Below are 16872 nucleotides of genomic sequence, written 5' to 3'. Positions count from 1 at the left end.
AAAATTCCTGAAGAAGAAGAAGAAATTCCCGAAGAAGAAGAAATTCTTATTGAAGACAGTTTTGAGGCCAGAAAATCCCGGAAACATCCGGGAATTTTACGTTTTTCTGTTCCTGAATATTTCCTGCTGACTGAAATTTTTCTACGGAATTGATCTCAACAGAATTTATCTCAATGTTTTTACTATTTAACGGATTCCATCAGCCGTAATTTTAAACTCCGCATTTGTGCCTTCGGGACGGGAGCGGTGTTTGAAGAGAGTGGCGCGCCTTGTCCCTTCACCTGTTTTTTCCAGCTGGATGATCGTCTTTGAGATATGTTCCAGGGAACTGCCCCCCAATGGACGCACCCCTCCTGCAATAATATCTGAGTATACCTGATTTGTTATAACTGCAACAAAACCGTGTTTGCGAGACAGAGCATGCAGAAACCCTATCTGGCTAGCAAGTTCTCTGCGGCTTTTTATGCCGGTCTCCTCATCTTCGAGTTCAAACCTGTAGTATGAAGTTGCAGAATCCAGAATCACGAGCCCGATATTCTCACCTGCGATCCTCTCCACCTCTCTTACGGACGCATACTGCTCTTCAAAACTCAGGGGTTCGTAGATAATTATGCTCCTGGCTATTTCCTTGGCATTTTCCCCTGCAATCTGCTTGAAACGAACAGGAGAAAGCCCTTCCGTATCTATGAAAATGACTTTCTGTCCCTGCTTTACACATTCCACTGCAAGCTGGATACAGATATTTGTTTTTCCGGTTCCTGCGGCTCCGAAGATCTGAGTTACGATCCCTCTCTCGAAACCTCCTCCCAGGAGGTCATCAAGGGGTTTACAACCGGAAGATAATAGTTTCTCTATGGCGTGACACCTCTCTTTGCACTTGACAGAAGTATGAAAGACCCATGATATAATGCTTTTTTCATAATTTTCAACATATTCGGACAGATTAAAGATTTTCAAGGACGAATAAAAGTATTTAAGTAGACATAGAAGAAATGCTCAGGTTTGAATTCTCAGACCTGAAGAAACGGAGAAAAAAATTTTCATGAATATCTTGAAACTGAAAATATCCTTTACTAATATATTGCAATGTTTTCAAGGAATAAAGCCATATAGATGGTATCCATACCTATATCCATTAAAGTACCACCCATATAAAATAAAGTCTTCTGTACTTGAAAATAGTCCCACAAATCAGGTATTTTTTAAAAAACAGAAGCCCATAAGATTGTCACCAGATCTGATAACAAACAACGGTCTTTGTATACAAAGTAAGAGGGTAATTGTATTCAAAGATGAGTTGAAAAACCATTATAAGTAAGATCTGGCATTTAGAATAATTACCTGGAAATTAAGAGAACCTTCACTCAATAGAGTGAAAAAATGATATCAAGAGGGGCACTCTTTATAAAAAGCATGCCCTGTTCCTATATTGCTGACTAGTCTGGGAGAGTTATTATAGAATAAACCGGGTTGGCTAAGGAATAGTACCCATGCGGGGTTTTGTTTTATTGCTTTGATGCGCTCTGCGCCGGCATACTCACTCTCCGCACACCGTAAATAAAACGAGTAAGTAAATAACGAAACATGTAAAAGGCATGTAAGAAACATGTTAAAAAGACTGTACCATTAAATCAGAGGGGCGCAAATTATGGCAAAAATAATAGTTTACACAACGGAACGTTGTCCGAAATGCAATAAATTGAAAAAATTCCTGGAAGCAAATTCAGTACCCTTCGAAGTAGCAGATATGTCCACCCCGGAAGCTCTGACCGAACTGCGTTTCAACGGGGTCTTCACAGTGACAGCGCCTGTATTACAGATCAATAGTGAATTCCTCACGTATACCGAAATATTCCGCGGGGAAGAAGTGAATCCGGAAAAACTCCGGGGAATTCTGTGACAAACCCCGCTAAGCTTCAAAACGACTTAAATAATTTCCATATCCCTCCTTAAAACAACAACTGAAGATGAGAAAATGACAGGCGATATTCTCTTAACCGATGATGAATTATCTGATAATCAGCCAGTGCAAAAGACACTTGACGGGCTCTCCACCTCTTCCCTCCCCAAAAAAGACCAATTATCTGATAATCAGCCCGTACAAAAGACACTTGATGGGCTTTCCGTCTCTCCCCTCCCCAAAGTAAGGACAACAGAAGGTTTCATCCTTAACTGGGACAGGAATATCATTGTAAGCCAGCTCCTGAAAGAAACAAAATTAAGTGAGATCTTCTACAACAAGCCTGCAATCACAAAAGAAGAAGCTGTTGATATTGCAAAAGAAGCGGAAAGGATCATCCGAAAGATGAATATCAAATTTCTTTCAGGACCTCTTATCCGGGAAATAGTCAACAATATTCTTCTTGACAGGGGGCGTGTAGAATGGAGAAATATCATGACAAGAGTCGGAGCTTCGGTCTACGATGCCTACGAAATCGACTCCGGATACGGCTTTGGGGCAAACGATAATGCAAACCAGCTGAACAACGCTGAGACATCCCACAAAAGAAAAGCCGACAAAATGTCCAAAGAGCAAAATCTCCTTCTGATGCCAAAAGAGCTTGCAGACCTGCACCTGAACGGGGACTTCCATATCCACGACCTCGAATACATGGGCACAAGGCCTTTTTGCCAGGACTGGGACCTCCGCTACTTCTTTTATTATGGGCTCATGCCTGATGGAGTAGGCACCCAATCAAGTGTTGCAAAACCTGCAAAGAATGCAGAGGTAGCTTTCCTTCATGCTGTAAAGGCAATGGGTTCGGCTCAGACCAACTTTGCAGGCGGGCAGGGCTTTTACAATTTCCTGACCTTTATGGCCCCCTATCTGGAAGGCAAGTCCGAAGTTGAGATAAGACAGCTTATGCAGATGTTCGTCTATGAAATGATGCAGATGATGTGCGCAAGAGGCGGGCAAACTGTCTTTTCATCCGTGCAGCTTTCCCCTGGGGTTCCGAAGCTCTGGAGAAACATTCCAATTGTTGCCATGGGTAAGGTCTGTGACGGCAAGCAGGCCCCCCTCAGAACCTACGGAGAATTTGAAAAAGAGGTCCGGCTTGGATTTAAGGCCATTATGGATGTCATGCTTGAAGGAGATGCCTGGGGCAAACCTTTCAGCTTCCCGAAGCCGGAAATTTCTCTCGAACCTGACTTTATGGAAGAAAACGAGGAGTTCAACAGGGCTCACCCCGAACTTCCGACATATCAAGGGCTTTACAGGATGACCTTTGAACTGGCTGCCAAATTCGGAACTCCCTACTTTGACAACCAGCTTCCCGAGTACAGGGGCGCAGGAGAAGGAATTTCATGTTACCAGTGCTGTGCCTACCAGTTCTCTTCAAACCCTACCGACGATAAAGACTTCGGTGACAAGCTGCATTTCAAAGATGGAAGGCATTTCTCTATGGGCTCATGGATGGTTCTGTCCTTAAACTGTCCCAGGGCTGCATACAGGGCTGAATATGATGATGAGAAACTTTTCACCGAACTAAAGACCCTTATGAACAGGGGTGTGGAAGTTTTCAAGATCAAGCGAAAATGGATGAACAGCCTGATCAAGAAAAACAGGATTCCCTTTGCAGCCCAGTGTCCCAAGGACCCGAACAACGGAGAAAAAGGAGCAATGGCTGTGGACTTCGACAGCCTTGTGTATACTATTGGAGTAATAGGAATTAATGAGATGGTCCAGTACCACACCGGCTACCAGATCCACGAGTCTCCTGTTGCGTATAAGCTCGCCATCCGGGCTATGTTCGAAATGAAAATGCATGCTCAGAAGCTCTCAAAGGAAAACGATATGGAAATTGCCCTTGCAAGGACTCCTGCGGAAACTACAGCCCAGCGTTTTGCAGTCTCAGATCTCCTGCACAGGGAATATGCCGACAAAGCCGAGCTCACAATTAAAGGGGACCTGGAAACCGCAAAGAAAGATTTCAATGAGACCCACGATCTGCCCATTTACTATACCAACGGAACTCATATCCCACCAGGTGCCGATATCTCTCTGCCTGAAAGGATAAAGTATGAGCACACTTTCTTCCCGATAGTAGACGGTGGAAACATCATGCATATCTGGCTTGGAGAAGGTAAACCGGATCCTGACGGCCTGCAGGAACTTGCCATGCATATAGCAAAGAACACACAGACTGGGTACTTTGCCTTCACACGGGACATGACCGTATGCACTGACGAGGGATATGTAGCCGCCGGCCTGCTTGACAAATGCCCGAAATGCGGATCTGAAAATGTGCAGCACCTATCAAGGATTACTGGCTATCTCCAGTCCGTGGAAGGCTGGAACAAAGGTAAGCGCCAGGAACTCAAGGACAGAAAACGCTACAGCACAAGGGAACTCAAATGAGTCCCCTTAACCCTTTTTACGCAAACTGGAAATGGTAACTGCTATGAAGGTAAACTACGCAGGCACTGTTTCGATCTCAACCTGTGACTGGATAGGAAAGGCTGCAGTCACCATCTTTTTTAGGGGATGTCCTCTTCGCTGTCCTTACTGCCAGAACCATCCGTACCTTGAAGGGCCGGGTCTTGTGGAACTTGAATTTGTGAAAGAGCAGATTAAAACATCGAAACCTTTTGTAAGTGCGGTTGTTTTTTCGGGAGGTGAGCCTCTCATGCAGGACGCTGTTGTCCCCCTTGCAGAGTTTGCAAAAAATCTAGGGCTTGCAGTTGGGATCCACACAAACGGTTGTTACCCTGAAAGGGCAGCAGAACTGGTTAAACGGAAACTGGTTGATAAGTTCTTTATCGACGTAAAAGCTCCTCTTGACGATCCCGAGCTTTATGGAAAGGTTACCGGATGGAAAGCGTACAATGGGGAAAGCAGTACCGTCAAAAAGACTCCAGAAGAGATCACATCAGCCATTGCAAAAACGATTGAGACTGCAGATGCCAGCGGCCTGGAACTGGAACTCCGGACAACAGCAATCAGAGGTTTTATCGGAAACGAGAAGGAAATCTCTCAGATAGCAGCCTGGATTTCGGAACATATAAAAAATAGAGAGGTTACCTATGTGCTGCAGCAGGGAATCCCGGAACACAGCCTGCAGGAAGACCTCAGGAAAAACAGGGTTCTGGAGAGAGAGGAACTTCTTGAACTAGGGAAAATAGCAAAAGGATTCCTGGAAAACGTAAGGATAAGGACAAAAGAAGAAGGGGAAGAAATTATCTGATATTGTCTAGCACCATTAAGTAATCTTACTGATGCCTGATATTTACAGATATTTATTACAATATTTATGGCATTTTACTGGCACTTTTCCCTTTTTTTGCCTGTATTCCCCGGAAAAGATTTTGATCAATTCACTCTTTCATCTTTCTATTAATTTATATCTTATTAATTTTGATCTTACCAGATTTTTACAGAAAAAATATGTTTTAGGTTCAAATGAATTTGAAGTTTACAAAAGTCTTATACATGCCAAAGCATAAAAGACACTGATTAAACCCCTGGTAAAACCCCCTTACCTGAAATTCTATTATCCTGTATCCGGAAGTACAGGTATCCCGAAAAGTTTCCCCATAGTTTCTCCGTGATATTCCTGTTGTACTCCTGACAATATATCGAAGACTCCTGTATATACGCCACCAAACTTTTGTGTAACCTCCGGGGTTACAAAAGTTACATAAAGGAGATAGACTCAGTCCATTTTAACCCGGAGAAGGATACGTATCTATAAAGAAGGAAAGCAAGCAAGAAGGAAAACAGGCTATAGCTTCCAGAAAAATGACCATGAAAGAAACAAAAGTATCTTCAATCGGAGAGCGCGCTTTAATCTCCCGCTTATCTGAGATTTTCAATGCTCCTGAAGGAAAGGAGAGAGGACAGGAAGGACTCCTTATAGGTGCCGGTTCCGATGACTGTGCCGTCCTTGACCTGAAAGGCGAAGGCTGCCTGGTTGTTACGACTGATATGCTGCACAGGACCACGGACTTTCCGGCAGAGATGACCCCCTGGCAGATGGGCTGGATGTCCGCAGCCGTAAACCTGAGCGATATCGCAGCCATGGGTGCAGAACCAGCAGGGCTCCTTATGGCAATAGGCATGCCTGCAGATACTGAAATTGCTTTTGTCGAAGAACTTGCAAAAGGTATACAGGCGTGCGCCGAGTTCTGCGGGACTGCTGTTGTCGGAGGCGACCTCGATACCCACGCAGAACTGACAATTACAGGGACAGCTCTGGGAAGAGTTAAAAAAAGCCAGCTACTCCTGCGAAAAGGGGCAAAGCCCGGAGATCTTGTCTGTCTTACAGGACATACAGGGTCAGCCGGAGCCGCCCTTAAAGCGATTCAGTCAAAAAAGCCGGTCAGCGAAACCGTCCTGAAGGCTCTTTTTGAACCCGTTCCCCGCACAATGGAAGCCCGGAAACTGGCTGAGTCGGGTGCGGTCACATCCATGATGGATACAAGCGACGGACTTGCTATGTCTCTTTACGACCTTGCCAGACAGAGTAAGGTAGGTTTCAGGGTCCTGGAAGATGCCCTTCCCATCCTCCCGGAAGTCAGAGAGTTTGCCTCAGGTCCCGGGGAACTGCTGGAACTTGCCCTTTACACAGGTGGAGACTTTGAACTCATTTTCACAGTTGACCCGGAACGGCTGAAAAAAGTACAAAATATATGTAACTTGACTATCATAGGGGAATGCACAAAGTACGAAACGGGTATTGTGCTCGAATCCCCGGAATTCAGGCTGACAACTATAGAACAGCGGGGATACCAGCAACTAAAAGCCGAAACGGCTGATTAGCCTTCCTGAATAAACTAATGTTAACCCCCCATAAAATAAAAGCCTGGAGTGAGAGAAAAAATTAAAAAATATTGGCTGATAAAGCTCACATGATCACAAAAATAGAGCAAACTTCAGGTTAAACTGACTAAATTCGTAACTATAAAATTCGTAACTATATAAATTATGCACAAGGTTCAGAAGGATAAGAATATGAAAAAAGCTAGTCTACAAATATTTACAGCAATTCTGGTGCTGGGGCTATTTTGCGGAGTTGCATGGGCTACTCCCGGTTTAGGAAGTTTTTCCCCGACATCGGACCCTACATCTACAGTAGGTCAGAATCAGGAATTCGTAATCAATACAAATGAAACATGTAATATAACATGGTACGTCAACGGCGCCATGGTGAAAAACTCGGCAACAAATGTCAATACGGACACATATTCAAACAATACGGCGCCTGCAGGAAGCTACGCGGTCAGAGCAGAAGCCCAGAATGCAAACGGAACAGTACCGAAAGAGTGGACATGGACTGTAGAAAGTGAAGGGCTTAGCATCCAGAGCTTTTCCCCGACATCGGACCCTACATCCACAGTAGGTCAGAATCAGGAATTCGTAATCAATACAAACCAGTTCTGTAATATAACATGGTACGTCAACGGCGCCATGGTGAAAAACTCGGCAACAAATGTCAATACGGACACATATTCAAACAATACGGCGCCTGCAGGAAGCTACGCGGTCAGAGCAGAAGCCCAGAATGTAAACGGAACAGTACCGAAAGAATGGACATGGACTGTAGAAAGTGAAGGGCTTAGCATCCAGAGCTTTTCCCCGACATCGGACCCCACATCCACAGTAGGTCAGAATCAGGAATTCGCAATCAATACAAACCAGTTCTGTAATATAACATGGTACGTCAACGGCGCCATGGTGAAAAACTCGGCAACAAATGTCAATACGGACACATATTCGAACAATACGGCGCCTGCAGGAAGCTACGCGGTCAGAGCAGAAGCCCAGAATGTAAACGGAACAGTACCGAAAGAATGGACATGGACAGTAGGAACAACCGGCGTACCTGTCACTGTTGACCCCTCAGAAGGGACGGTTGAGGTAGCTCAGGGAGGAGCTAAGACTTTCTATGTCAATTCAATAAGCGGCCAGAATATCAAAGTAGATTGGCTTGTCAATGACGTGTTGAAGGGAAACCAAACAGGACCTTCCTCTTCATACGAGTTTAAAGGAGATACTACCGGCGACAACACTCTTAAAGCAGTGATCACCGATCCCAACGGCGTTTATGCTTCATCTACAAAAACATGGACTGTGAAAGTCCAGTCCAAGTACTATTCAAGCGGGAACAGGATATGGGATGAAAGCCTTGGGATGGCCACTACATACACATGGAATGCTCAGAGTTATTCAGGCTTCTATTATGACCTTGATTCCGGAGTGTCTTCTGAAGAGATGACCATCACTGGCATAGGCAGAAACATAGGTAACGGAGACATCGAGTACAGCACAAAACCTACTACAACTGACTTTGAGCACGGAGAATGGGGCTCATACCAGATAATAGGATTTATGGCAGAGAAATACTTCGCAGGCTACATTAACGCGAACACCACAGTTGAAGGAATAGACGATGTAAGCCTGATATCCGACGGTGTACTTGCCAAGATCCTGATCGACAGTGATGATAAAGAGTCCGCATATTCAGGAGACGCCCTTGTGCTTGAAGATGGTTATTCCCTGAACATTGTGGAAGTAGATGTTAATGGAAAATCCGTCTGGGTCCAGCTTGAAAAGGACGGAGACGTCGTGGACGATGATTTCATCACCTCTGGCCAGGACTACACCTATGAAGCCGAACTCGGAGAAGCAGAAGACGTACCCATAATCATTGCCCATTTCGGCACGGTTTTTGCAGGCGCTGAGACCTCTGCAGTCTTCATACAGGGTCTCTTCCAGGTCTCGGACAACTATGTGGAACTTACAAATGGAGATTCCTACGGGGAAATGGAAGTAACATCCCTCAGCAGCAGTGAAATAAAAATGAAGAATGAGGACGATATAGGCCTTGATAAAGGTGACACAATCGACCTTATGGGTAAGATACAGCTTCAGGTAGCTGATGACAACATACTGCGCTTTGCCCCTGTCCTTGATACCACAGAAGAAGGAACTTACGAACTGCGCGGAACTGTCTACGATAAAGATGCCGCTGGGGACTCTCTTCCAACCTGGACGCCCTACAACTTTGAAGGCTTCTATTACAACATAGATGAGGGAATAGGAACCGAACAGCTGGAAATCAAGCAGTTTAATGGCAGAGAAATCCCCTCAGGAAACCTGCTCTACACGTCCTCACCCCAACCTGTTGAGTTTGAACACGACGAGTGGGGCAATTTCACAGTTGTCGGGTTCATGGCAGAAAAATACTTTGCAGGATATCCAAAAGGTACTGTCGACGGAAAAATTAATGATGTGAGCGTTCTTTCGGATAATGTCCTTGCCAAAGTCCTTACAGACAGCGATGACAAAGAGTCCATGTACTCGGGTTCTGCCCTTGTGCTTGAGGACGGCTATTCTTTGAACATCCTGGAAGTCGATATTAATGGAAAATCCGTCTGGGTTCAGCTTGAAAAGGACGGAGACGTCGTGGACGATGATTTCATCACCTCTGGCCAGGACTACATATATGAAACCGCACTCGGAGAAGCAGAAGACGTACCCATAATTATTGTCCATTTCGGCACGGTTTTTGCAGGTGCTGAGACCTCTGCTGTCTTCACACAGGGCATCTTCCAGATCTCGGATGATTACATTGAAATTAATAATGGGGATACCTTCGATGAGATGGAGATCTCCAGCGTCTCAGAAAGCGGCATCACAATGAAGAACGATGATGATATCGGGCTTGGTGATGACGATACCATTGACATTATGGGCGACGTCAAGTTCAAGACAGCTGATGACAACACTCTCAGGTTCTACCCCTTCGTTGAAGTCGAAGGTGAAGGCGGATCCAGCAAGGAACTCGCGATAAGTTTGCCTGATGAGATTATTGTAGGCGAAACTTTTGAGATCAAGGTGAATGCAGGTAACGACTCAATAGAAGGCGTCAACGTAAAGGTCGACACGGTCAGCGCAGGCAAAACCAATGCAAATGGAATTGTTGAGTACACTGCCGAAGAGGAAGGAACCTTCAAGATAACCGCCGAAAAGGACGGGTACACCACCGCAAACAAGAACGCAAAAGTCATTCCTCCGAAAGAGAAGATGAGCCTCACTGTCTCTCCTGAAACAGTGTATAAAGGAGATACGATTACCATAGAGGCATTAAAAACAATTGGCGGAGACCCTATTGAAGGTGCAAACGTCTCAATCAATAGTAAAGCCCTTGGAAAAACCGGATCCGACGGAAAGATTACGTTCACCACGGAGGAAGTCGGTAAAATCAAAATCAACGCTGCCAGAGAGGGCTTCCTTGACAAGAGCGTTGAAGTCGATGTGAAGGACTATGAAGCTATCTTCGAGTTCTCCAACCTGGTAATTGACCCGATAGAGGTCAGAGCCGGAAAGGAAACAACAATCACTATTGATGCCGAAAACACGGGTAATGCTGCAGGGAATTACAGCGTGGAACTGTTTGTGAACGAAAGTTCGGTTGATTCAAAGCAGATTTCCCTTGATATAGGAGAAAGCACATCAGTGACCTTCAAACACAGTGAAGAGGTCCCAGGCACCTATAATGTAAAAATAGGAGGGCAGGAGGCCACCTATACGGTAAAAGAAAAGTCTTCTATGCTGCTTTATGCCCTGATAACTATTATCCTGTTACTGGGCGGCGGGATAGCTTACATGTTTACCAAAGGCGGCTGGACTGTGGCAACCATGCAGGCAAAGATAGATGAACTTATCAGGTCGGCAAACCTGAAAAAGTAAAAGTAATAGAAAAGCTGAGAAAACAGGAAACTCAAACAAAAAAGAATTTAAAATTTCCCGCGTTAACTGAAAAACGCGGGTTTTTTTCTATTTTTAAAAAAGAGATTTGATTATTCTGCACTTATTCTAAATCTTTATCTTTGGCAGGTAGTTCACTCCATCTTCTTGATCGCACGTTCGATGGCATCTATCAGGCTGTTCTTCGGTGCGATGGTTGTGACGGGGATGTTCAGTATTTTTTCCACTGTGGGACCCACGATTGGGGCACAGACCAGGGCTTTTGCTCCGTCCCTTTCGGCATTTACAGCTGAGATAATTGCTTCTTCCATAGATGTTGCCGAGTATTCCCTGATGGTGACAAGCCGGCCACCGATCTTTTTCTTCGTCTCAACGATGTTATCGAGCACCGAGCGGGCAGCAATTACGGCGATAAAGTCTCCGCTGTCGGACTCTTTAATTTCACGGATCGTTTTTACAATCTGGCGGAGGGTTTTGATATTGGGATCCCGGTTACCCGATAGGATCTTATAAAGGGTACTCGGTGGGATACTTGCTTTTTTCGCAAAATCCACGGCAGTCAGATTAAGGTCCTCCTTAATTACAGCGGAAAGTGTTTTCTGAAACACTTCATCGGACTCGAATGCGGATTTAATGACCTTGTCTGCAACATTCATAAAAATTCAACCTCTTACACTGTAAACAATTTAGATATGCATAATATATGCATAAAGGATTCACGTTTCACAGGAGTTTTGGTCCTGAATGAGAAATATCTCCAGATGTATTAATACATTTGGGTCATAATAGAAAGGCATTTGAGAAACTATATATAGCAAATTTCAAAGGATATTAATACTTAAGGGAATACAATTTATTATCACGGGAATTGTTCTTTCAAGCAAAAAAATGAAAGAATGGGAGGAGAGGGAAGGGCTTTTTAAACATATTTGTAAAAGGCCTTTTAAAAAGTCAACAAAAAAAGGGGAAAAGACCTGCAGATTTTCCCGAAGAAAACCCGATCCCAGTATATCTTATTTAGCAGGTGAGATATTATTGTTAGAAGAGATAATTATTGAGGTGAAGTTTTGAGAAAATCAAGCATACTTATCCTGACTTTGTTGCTGGTAGCATCTATCTTCATATCCGGTTGTGTATCCGACGATACGGATGAAAACGTAACTGGAGAGGCTCCTGCAATTACTGAACTGAACATCGGCTACCAGCCGAGTACCCACCAGATTGCATACATGACTGCCTATGAGAAAGGATGGTGGCAAGAAGATCTTGCACCTTACGGAATTAAAAAAATAAATGAATACCAGTTTCCGACAGGCGCTCCTGAAATGCAGGCTATGATGGCTGGAGATCTGGACGTAGCCTATGTTGGGGCAGCCCCTGCTATTAAAGCCCTTAGCAGTGGACTTGATGCAAAGATTATTGAACCTGTACAGATAAATGGCTCAAGTCTGGTTCTCAGGCCTGAGAACGAGTATGAAAGCCCTAAAGACCTGAAGGGACTCAAAATCGCCACCTTCCCACCAGGAACAATTCAGGATACCCTGCTCAGAGACTGGCTCGCGAAAAATGGACTTGACGTTGAGAAAGATGTGACAATCATTCCAATGGGCCCCGGAGACGCTGTTACTGCAATCTTAGCCAAGCAGGTTGATGCGGTATTCCTGCCTCACCCCTCCCCCACAATTATCGAAGAAGAAGGTAATGGGCGTACTATCGTACAATCTGGAGAGATGAGTCCAAACCATGCCTGCTGTGTGCTCCTGGTTAGTGGAAAACTTATCAGGGAACATCCGGATCTTGTGGAGCAGATTGTGAAGACCCATATCAAGGCAACCGAATACAACACGGAAAACATCGATGAAGCTGCCCAGATATATTCAAATAAGACTACTACAGATCTTGAAACTGTAAAGACTTCTCTTGAGGAATGGGATGGAGCCTGGATTACAGATCCTGCACTGATTGAAAACTCAACTGTTGAGTATGCTAACATTCAGTATGAACTCAAATATAACGAGAAAAATCTGACAGAAGAAGAAATATTTGACACCAGCTTCTACGAAGCAGCCGTAAAAGAGGAATAAAAAAGAGTTTTAAAGAAAATTTTTGAGATAAGTTCAACTGCCTCTATTACAAGAAGGGGCAGTTTGAACTCCAATTTGTTCTAAAAACGGAAAACTGCCGGAAAGATAAAAAACTAAGAATCCTTTTAATAAGACATGAAAATTAATTTCATAAAAACAATTGAAGAAAAAGGCGTTGAAGCATTATCACTTATATTCGTAGTTGCTGTATGGCAACTTGTCGCGGATAGGATCGTACAGAACAAATTGCTTCTGCCGAGTTTTTATGATGTGGTAATCGCTTTTTCCGTGATTGTCAAAAACGGGCTAATTTTTATGGATACCCTGACAAGTTTACTTCACTTTTCAATTGGTATTGCTGCTGCGTTTATACTCGGAATCCCTCTGGGAATAGCCATGGGATGGTTCAAAGCAGCAAACAGGGCACTCGACCCTATAATAGAAATCCTGCGTCCGATTCCTCCTCTTGCCTGGATCCCCTTTGCAATAATATGGTTCGGGCTTACCCATCAGGCAGCAGGTTTTGTTGTGTTTGCAGGAATGATCTTTCCCATTATCATCAATACCTATACGGGTTTCAAAAATGTACCGAGGGTTTATGTTGAGGCAGCAAAGGTTCTCGGTTGTAACCGGAACATAGACCTCATCCGCTTTGTTGCGATTCCCTCAGCCATGCCCTCAATTGCTGCAGGAATCAGGATTGCAATGGGTGTAGGCTGGATGTGCCTTGTAGCTGCAGAGATGTTCGGAGTCAGCAACATGGGGCTCGGCTACCAGATATGGCACAATTATTACCTGCACAGGATGGATTTTGTACTCGTCTATATGCTCCTGCTGGGGTTCATAGGTCTTTTAATAGACCGCTTCTTCAGATACTATGTGGATGAAAAAATGTTAAAATGGAAATCAGGAACTGTGGTATAAAATGGGGCAAGTAAGTGTAAAAAAGGTTTCGCGGATCTTCGGAAAAAAAGAAGAGGGGTACGGGACCGAAGCTCTGCTTAACATAAGTTTTGATGTGCAGGATGGAGAGTTTATCTGCCTACTCGGCCCTTCGGGCTGCGGGAAGACAACACTGCTCCGGATAACTGCAGGGCTTGAGACCCTGACCTCAGGGGAGATTACACTCAATGGAGTTCCTATAACAGGCCCTGATCCCAAAAGGGGCATGGTTTTTCAGCAGTATTCTCTCTTTCCATGGAGAACCGTTATAGATAATATCACCTTTGGGCTGGAAATGCAGGGAATCAAAAAGAGCGAAGCCCGGAAACAGGTGGAAAAGTACCTGGACCTTGTGGGTCTGGGCCAGTTCAAAAACAGCTATCCACACGAGCTCTCAGGAGGTATGCAGCAAAGAGCAGCCATTGCAAGAGCTCTTGCTAACGAGCCTGAGGTCCTCCTTATGGACGAACCCTTCGGAGCTCTTGATGCCCAGACTCGAAATGTACTCCAGGATGAACTCCTGAAGATATGGGAACAAAAACATGTAACATTCATTTTTGTAACGCACAGCGTGGACGAAGCTGTCTTCCTCTCTGATAGGATAGTGGTTATGACCTCAAGGCCCGGAAGGGTAAAGGAGATTGTAAAGGTGGATTTACCACGCCCACGTAGCCGCACAAGTCCGGAAGTAAACAGTTTAAGGGACCATGTCCTCAAACTTCTGGAAGAGGAACGGTTCAGCAGGTAAATTGTTGAAAAAAGTGCAGTTATCGAAAGAGGAAGTTATCGAAGAAGGAGCTCCTTGAAGGCTTGAAGGAAAAGAAACTGCTAAAGAGGAAACTGCTAAAGAGGAAGCTGCTAAAGAGGAAGCTGCTAAAGAGGAATTTACTGAAAAAGGTGCGAATAAATCGTGAACAAATCGAAGATCATTGTTCGGCCCGAATAATTACTTTTGTTAGCGGCTCTACTCTTTTCACGGCAACCTTCCCCACAAGCTCAAGAGTCCCTCCCGCTTTTACTGAACCGAAAGAGCAGCCAGGTCTTGCACGGATGTCCCCCTCACAGGCCGCAACATTTACCCTTGCTCTGTCAAGGAGAACAAGTTCGGAAACCGTTTCTATACTCCCTAGAATTTTTGCTGCCGCAGAGATAAGGGCACTTTCGGCTTTCACATTGCCCTGAATAATCGAACCTTTCCCGAGTTCAAGCCTGCCCGATACGGTGAGACTTTTCCAGAACTTCACTTCCTGCCCGACAATAACATTGCCGTTCAGCATAAGGTCCTCTTCAAAAAAAGCTCTTTTTTCAATCACATAAGTGTTAGACCGGGGGTGGTACTTGATAAAGCGCATCATTAAAAATCACTCTGGGTTACTGTCCCCGACTATCAATCAAAGAAAGCCGCAAACAACTGGTTTTTAAGACATCGGGAAAAACTTTGTCAATTGGATTTCAAAGTATGATTGAACACCTATTATATAATAGCATCGAATGTTCACTATTGGAGGTCCCAACAAAGATTGGTAAAGGTTAATGTATGAACAAAGGAAACTAAACCAGGAAGAACAGACTGAAAAAAAGAGATTCCGACACATTCTGGAAGCCGGAAATTAGTGAGAATATCTGAAATTAGCAACAAAAAGACTGAAAAATGCTTTATTTATGATTTTTCAGTCCTATTGTCCTTATATTAAATTGTCCTGCTTACTCAACGAGGCTGGCAAAACCGTATTTGGGAAGTACCCTTTCGATTTTGATCCTGACCTCGTCGCCGACCTTGGTGCCCGGGACAAATACTACAAAGCCCTCTATGCGGGCAATGCCGTCTCCCTGGCGGGCAAGGTCCTGGATTGTAACATCGTAGACTTCGCCTTCTTCAACAGGAACAGGGCTGCTTTCTTCTCTGAACATTAAAATCATTCCTTTAATTTAGTAATATTTGGCGTAACAGAGTCGTTTTTCCGGTTGCACTTACTCGACAACGCTTGCAAATGCAAATTTCGGAAGTACCCTTTCGACCTTAATGCGAACTTCATCGCCGACTTTGGTGCCTGGGACAAAGATTACAAAGCCCTCTATTCGAGCAATGCCGTCTCCCTGGCGAGCAAGATCCTGAATTGTAACATCGTAAACTTCGCCCTCTTCTACAGGGACTAAGCGACTTTCTTCTCTGAACATGAAAACCATTCCTTAATTATTTGAGTTAATTTTTAGCATTAATTAAATTGATTCTTTTACCCACACTTACTCGACGACACTTGCAAATGCGAACTTGGGAAGAACCCTTTCGACCTTAATCTGGACTTCGTCTCCAACACTGGTGTTAGGAACAAAGACTACAAAACCCTCAATACGAGCGATGCCGTCTCCCTGGCGAGCGAGATCCTGAATTGTAACATCATAAACTTCGCCCTCTTCGACAGGGACTGAGCGACTTTCTTCTCTGAACATTATAAATCATTCCTTTAATATTACTTTAATTAAAACTTAACATAATTAACTGATTTCTCAACCCAAACTTACTCGACAACGCTTGCAAATGCAAATTTCGAAAGTACCCTTTCGACCTTAATCTGGACTTCGTCGCCAACACTTGTATTCGGGACAAAAACTACAAAGCCTTCGATACGGGCGATGCCGTCTCCCTGGCGAGCGATATCCTGAATAGTTACGTCGTAAGTTTCGCCCTCTTCAACGGGCACAGAAATACGTTCTTCTCTAAACATTAGATTCATTCCTTTGACTTTTTTAATCAGCTTATGAAAGCTCCATCGATAGAACAGAAAAGAGTAAAAACAGTACTTAACAAGCCAAACTTGAAAAACCAAATTTAGGAAGTACGCATTCTACTTAATCTATTACGGTGAACTAATCCCCAATAGAGCTTCAGATAAGTTAATTAATTGGTCATACTCATATCCGCTTGTATATAATATTTTGCTTTAATACATTTCAAAAAAGAAAAGTAAAGAAGTTGGGAGATTATCTGAAAATTGATTTCTAGAGTTCAGGATTCTTACTTCAAAAACACAATAAGTAATGACAGTCATTAATAATTAATATAAAAAATAAAACTGCCCATAATAAAAGGCAGTTTTACCATAAAAAGCAACGTGTTCATATAAAAGAAGGATT

The 16872-nt window shown here is 44.0% G+C and carries 16 protein-coding genes; 9 read left to right on the top strand and 7 right to left on the bottom strand.

Annotated features, from left to right (window positions below; genetic code table 11):
- Nucleotides 1–186 precede the first annotated feature (186 nt).
- A complete protein-coding gene (gene radB, locus EO93_RS03110; RefSeq protein ID WP_235284088.1) occupies nucleotides 187–957 on the bottom strand; it encodes a DNA repair and recombination protein RadB in 771 nt (256 codons plus the stop codon).
- A gap of 691 nt (nucleotides 958–1648) precedes the next feature.
- Here radB and EO93_RS03100 point away from each other — a divergent pair.
- The 5 genes from EO93_RS03100 to EO93_RS03080 all read left to right on the top strand — a co-directional run bounded on the left by EO93_RS03100 (nucleotide 1649) and on the right by EO93_RS03080 (nucleotide 10693).
- Nucleotides 1649–1900: a glutaredoxin family protein gene (locus EO93_RS03100; RefSeq protein WP_048133108.1), complete on the top strand. Its 252-nt coding sequence runs from the start codon at nucleotides 1649–1651 to the stop codon at nucleotides 1898–1900.
- A 75-nt stretch (nucleotides 1901–1975) separates the two neighbouring features.
- Nucleotides 1976–4360 carry an anaerobic ribonucleoside-triphosphate reductase gene (gene nrdD / locus EO93_RS03095; RefSeq protein WP_048161086.1) on the top strand — a complete coding sequence of 795 codons (2385 nt, stop codon included), beginning with the start codon at nucleotides 1976–1978 and terminating at the stop codon, nucleotides 4358–4360.
- 43 nt (nucleotides 4361–4403) lie between these two features.
- The gene (locus EO93_RS03090) at nucleotides 4404–5186 is read left to right on the top strand and encodes an anaerobic ribonucleoside-triphosphate reductase activating protein (protein WP_235284087.1); all 783 of its coding nucleotides are present in this window, start codon (nucleotides 4404–4406) and stop codon (nucleotides 5184–5186) included.
- Nucleotides 5187–5746: 560 nt separating this feature from the next.
- A complete protein-coding gene (thiL, locus tag EO93_RS03085) occupies nucleotides 5747–6760 on the top strand; it encodes a thiamine-phosphate kinase (RefSeq protein ID WP_048161084.1) in 1014 nt (337 codons plus the stop codon).
- Nucleotides 6761–6952: 192 nt separating this feature from the next.
- The gene (locus tag EO93_RS03080; RefSeq protein ID WP_048161083.1) at nucleotides 6953–10693 is read left to right on the top strand and encodes an S-layer protein domain-containing protein; all 3741 of its coding nucleotides are present in this window, start codon (nucleotides 6953–6955) and stop codon (nucleotides 10691–10693) included.
- 152 nt (nucleotides 10694–10845) lie between these two features.
- On the opposite strand, the gene EO93_RS03075 is transcribed toward EO93_RS03080, so the two are convergent.
- Nucleotides 10846–11367, bottom strand: coding sequence for a helix-turn-helix domain-containing protein (locus EO93_RS03075; protein ID WP_048133115.1), 522 nt, complete (start codon nucleotides 11365–11367; stop codon nucleotides 10846–10848).
- 232 nt (nucleotides 11368–11599) lie between these two features.
- On the opposite strand from EO93_RS03075, the gene EO93_RS03070 reads away from it, so the two are divergent.
- The 4 genes from EO93_RS03070 (at nucleotide 11600) to EO93_RS03055 (ending at nucleotide 14485) form a co-directional block, all read left to right on the top strand.
- Nucleotides 11600–11782, top strand: a complete 183-nt coding sequence (locus EO93_RS03070) for a hypothetical protein (protein WP_048161082.1) — start codon at nucleotides 11600–11602, stop codon at nucleotides 11780–11782.
- Complete coding sequence (locus tag EO93_RS03065) at nucleotides 11779–12795, top strand: ABC transporter substrate-binding protein (protein WP_048161081.1); 1017 nt, start codon at nucleotides 11779–11781, stop codon at nucleotides 12793–12795. The genes EO93_RS03070 and EO93_RS03065 overlap by 4 nt, the downstream gene beginning before the upstream one ends.
- 135 nt (nucleotides 12796–12930) lie before the next feature.
- Nucleotides 12931–13719, top strand: coding sequence for an ABC transporter permease (locus EO93_RS03060; protein WP_048133119.1), 789 nt, complete (start codon nucleotides 12931–12933; stop codon nucleotides 13717–13719).
- Between the two features lies 1 nt (nucleotide 13720).
- Complete coding sequence (locus tag EO93_RS03055; protein ID WP_048133121.1) at nucleotides 13721–14485, top strand: ABC transporter ATP-binding protein; 765 nt, start codon at nucleotides 13721–13723, stop codon at nucleotides 14483–14485.
- 178 nt (nucleotides 14486–14663) lie between these two features.
- On the opposite strand, the gene EO93_RS03050 is transcribed toward EO93_RS03055, so the two are convergent.
- The 5 genes from EO93_RS03050 to EO93_RS03030 all read right to left on the bottom strand — a co-directional run bounded on the left by EO93_RS03050 (nucleotide 14664) and on the right by EO93_RS03030 (nucleotide 16463).
- Nucleotides 14664–15092 (bottom strand): polymer-forming cytoskeletal protein, encoded by a 429-nt coding sequence (locus EO93_RS03050; protein WP_048133123.1) that lies wholly within the window; start codon nucleotides 15090–15092, stop codon nucleotides 14664–14666.
- A 349-nt stretch (nucleotides 15093–15441) separates the two neighbouring features.
- Nucleotides 15442–15648 (bottom strand): TRAM domain-containing protein, encoded by a 207-nt coding sequence (locus tag EO93_RS03045; protein WP_048133125.1) that lies wholly within the window; start codon nucleotides 15646–15648, stop codon nucleotides 15442–15444.
- A 60-nt stretch (nucleotides 15649–15708) separates the two neighbouring features.
- A complete protein-coding gene (locus EO93_RS03040; protein ID WP_048133127.1) occupies nucleotides 15709–15915 on the bottom strand; it encodes a TRAM domain-containing protein in 207 nt (68 codons plus the stop codon).
- A gap of 66 nt (nucleotides 15916–15981) precedes the next feature.
- Nucleotides 15982–16188 (bottom strand): TRAM domain-containing protein, encoded by a 207-nt coding sequence (locus tag EO93_RS03035; protein ID WP_048133129.1) that lies wholly within the window; start codon nucleotides 16186–16188, stop codon nucleotides 15982–15984.
- 68 nt (nucleotides 16189–16256) lie between these two features.
- Nucleotides 16257–16463 (bottom strand): TRAM domain-containing protein, encoded by a 207-nt coding sequence (locus tag EO93_RS03030; protein ID WP_048130083.1) that lies wholly within the window; start codon nucleotides 16461–16463, stop codon nucleotides 16257–16259.
- Between the last annotated feature and the right edge of the window lie 409 nt (nucleotides 16464–16872).

Source organism: Methanosarcina sp. 1.H.A.2.2 (assembly GCF_000979975.1).
Classification (GTDB): Archaea; Halobacteriota; Methanosarcinia; order Methanosarcinales; family Methanosarcinaceae; genus Methanosarcina.
The sequence above is the reverse complement of the archived record's forward strand: the minus strand, read 5'-3'. Positions and strand labels throughout refer to the sequence as shown.

Coding starts and splice junctions, on each gene's coding strand:
- EO93_RS03100 (WP_048133108.1), top strand. CDS start 1,649: ATGGCAAAAATAATAGTTTACACAACGGAACGTTGTCCGAAATGCAAT.
- nrdD (WP_048161086.1), top strand. CDS start 1,976: ATGACAGGCGATATTCTCTTAACCGATGATGAATTATCTGATAATCAG.
- EO93_RS03090 (WP_235284087.1), top strand. CDS start 4,404: ATGAAGGTAAACTACGCAGGCACTGTTTCGATCTCAACCTGTGACTGG.
- thiL (WP_048161084.1), top strand. CDS start 5,747: ATGAAAGAAACAAAAGTATCTTCAATCGGAGAGCGCGCTTTAATCTCC.
- EO93_RS03080 (WP_048161083.1), top strand. CDS start 6,953: ATGAAAAAAGCTAGTCTACAAATATTTACAGCAATTCTGGTGCTGGGG.
- EO93_RS03075 (WP_048133115.1), bottom strand. CDS start 11,367: ATGAATGTTGCAGACAAGGTCATTAAATCCGCATTCGAGTCCGATGAA.
- EO93_RS03070 (WP_048161082.1), top strand. CDS start 11,600: ATGAAAGAATGGGAGGAGAGGGAAGGGCTTTTTAAACATATTTGTAAA.
- EO93_RS03060 (WP_048133119.1), top strand. CDS start 12,931: ATGAAAATTAATTTCATAAAAACAATTGAAGAAAAAGGCGTTGAAGCA.
- EO93_RS03055 (WP_048133121.1), top strand. CDS start 13,721: ATGGGGCAAGTAAGTGTAAAAAAGGTTTCGCGGATCTTCGGAAAAAAA.
- EO93_RS03050 (WP_048133123.1), bottom strand. CDS start 15,092: ATGATGCGCTTTATCAAGTACCACCCCCGGTCTAACACTTATGTGATT.
- EO93_RS03045 (WP_048133125.1), bottom strand. CDS start 15,648: ATGTTCAGAGAAGAAAGCAGCCCTGTTCCTGTTGAAGAAGGCGAAGTC.
- EO93_RS03040 (WP_048133127.1), bottom strand. CDS start 15,915: ATGTTCAGAGAAGAAAGTCGCTTAGTCCCTGTAGAAGAGGGCGAAGTT.
- EO93_RS03035 (WP_048133129.1), bottom strand. CDS start 16,188: ATGTTCAGAGAAGAAAGTCGCTCAGTCCCTGTCGAAGAGGGCGAAGTT.
- EO93_RS03030 (WP_048130083.1), bottom strand. CDS start 16,463: ATGTTTAGAGAAGAACGTATTTCTGTGCCCGTTGAAGAGGGCGAAACT.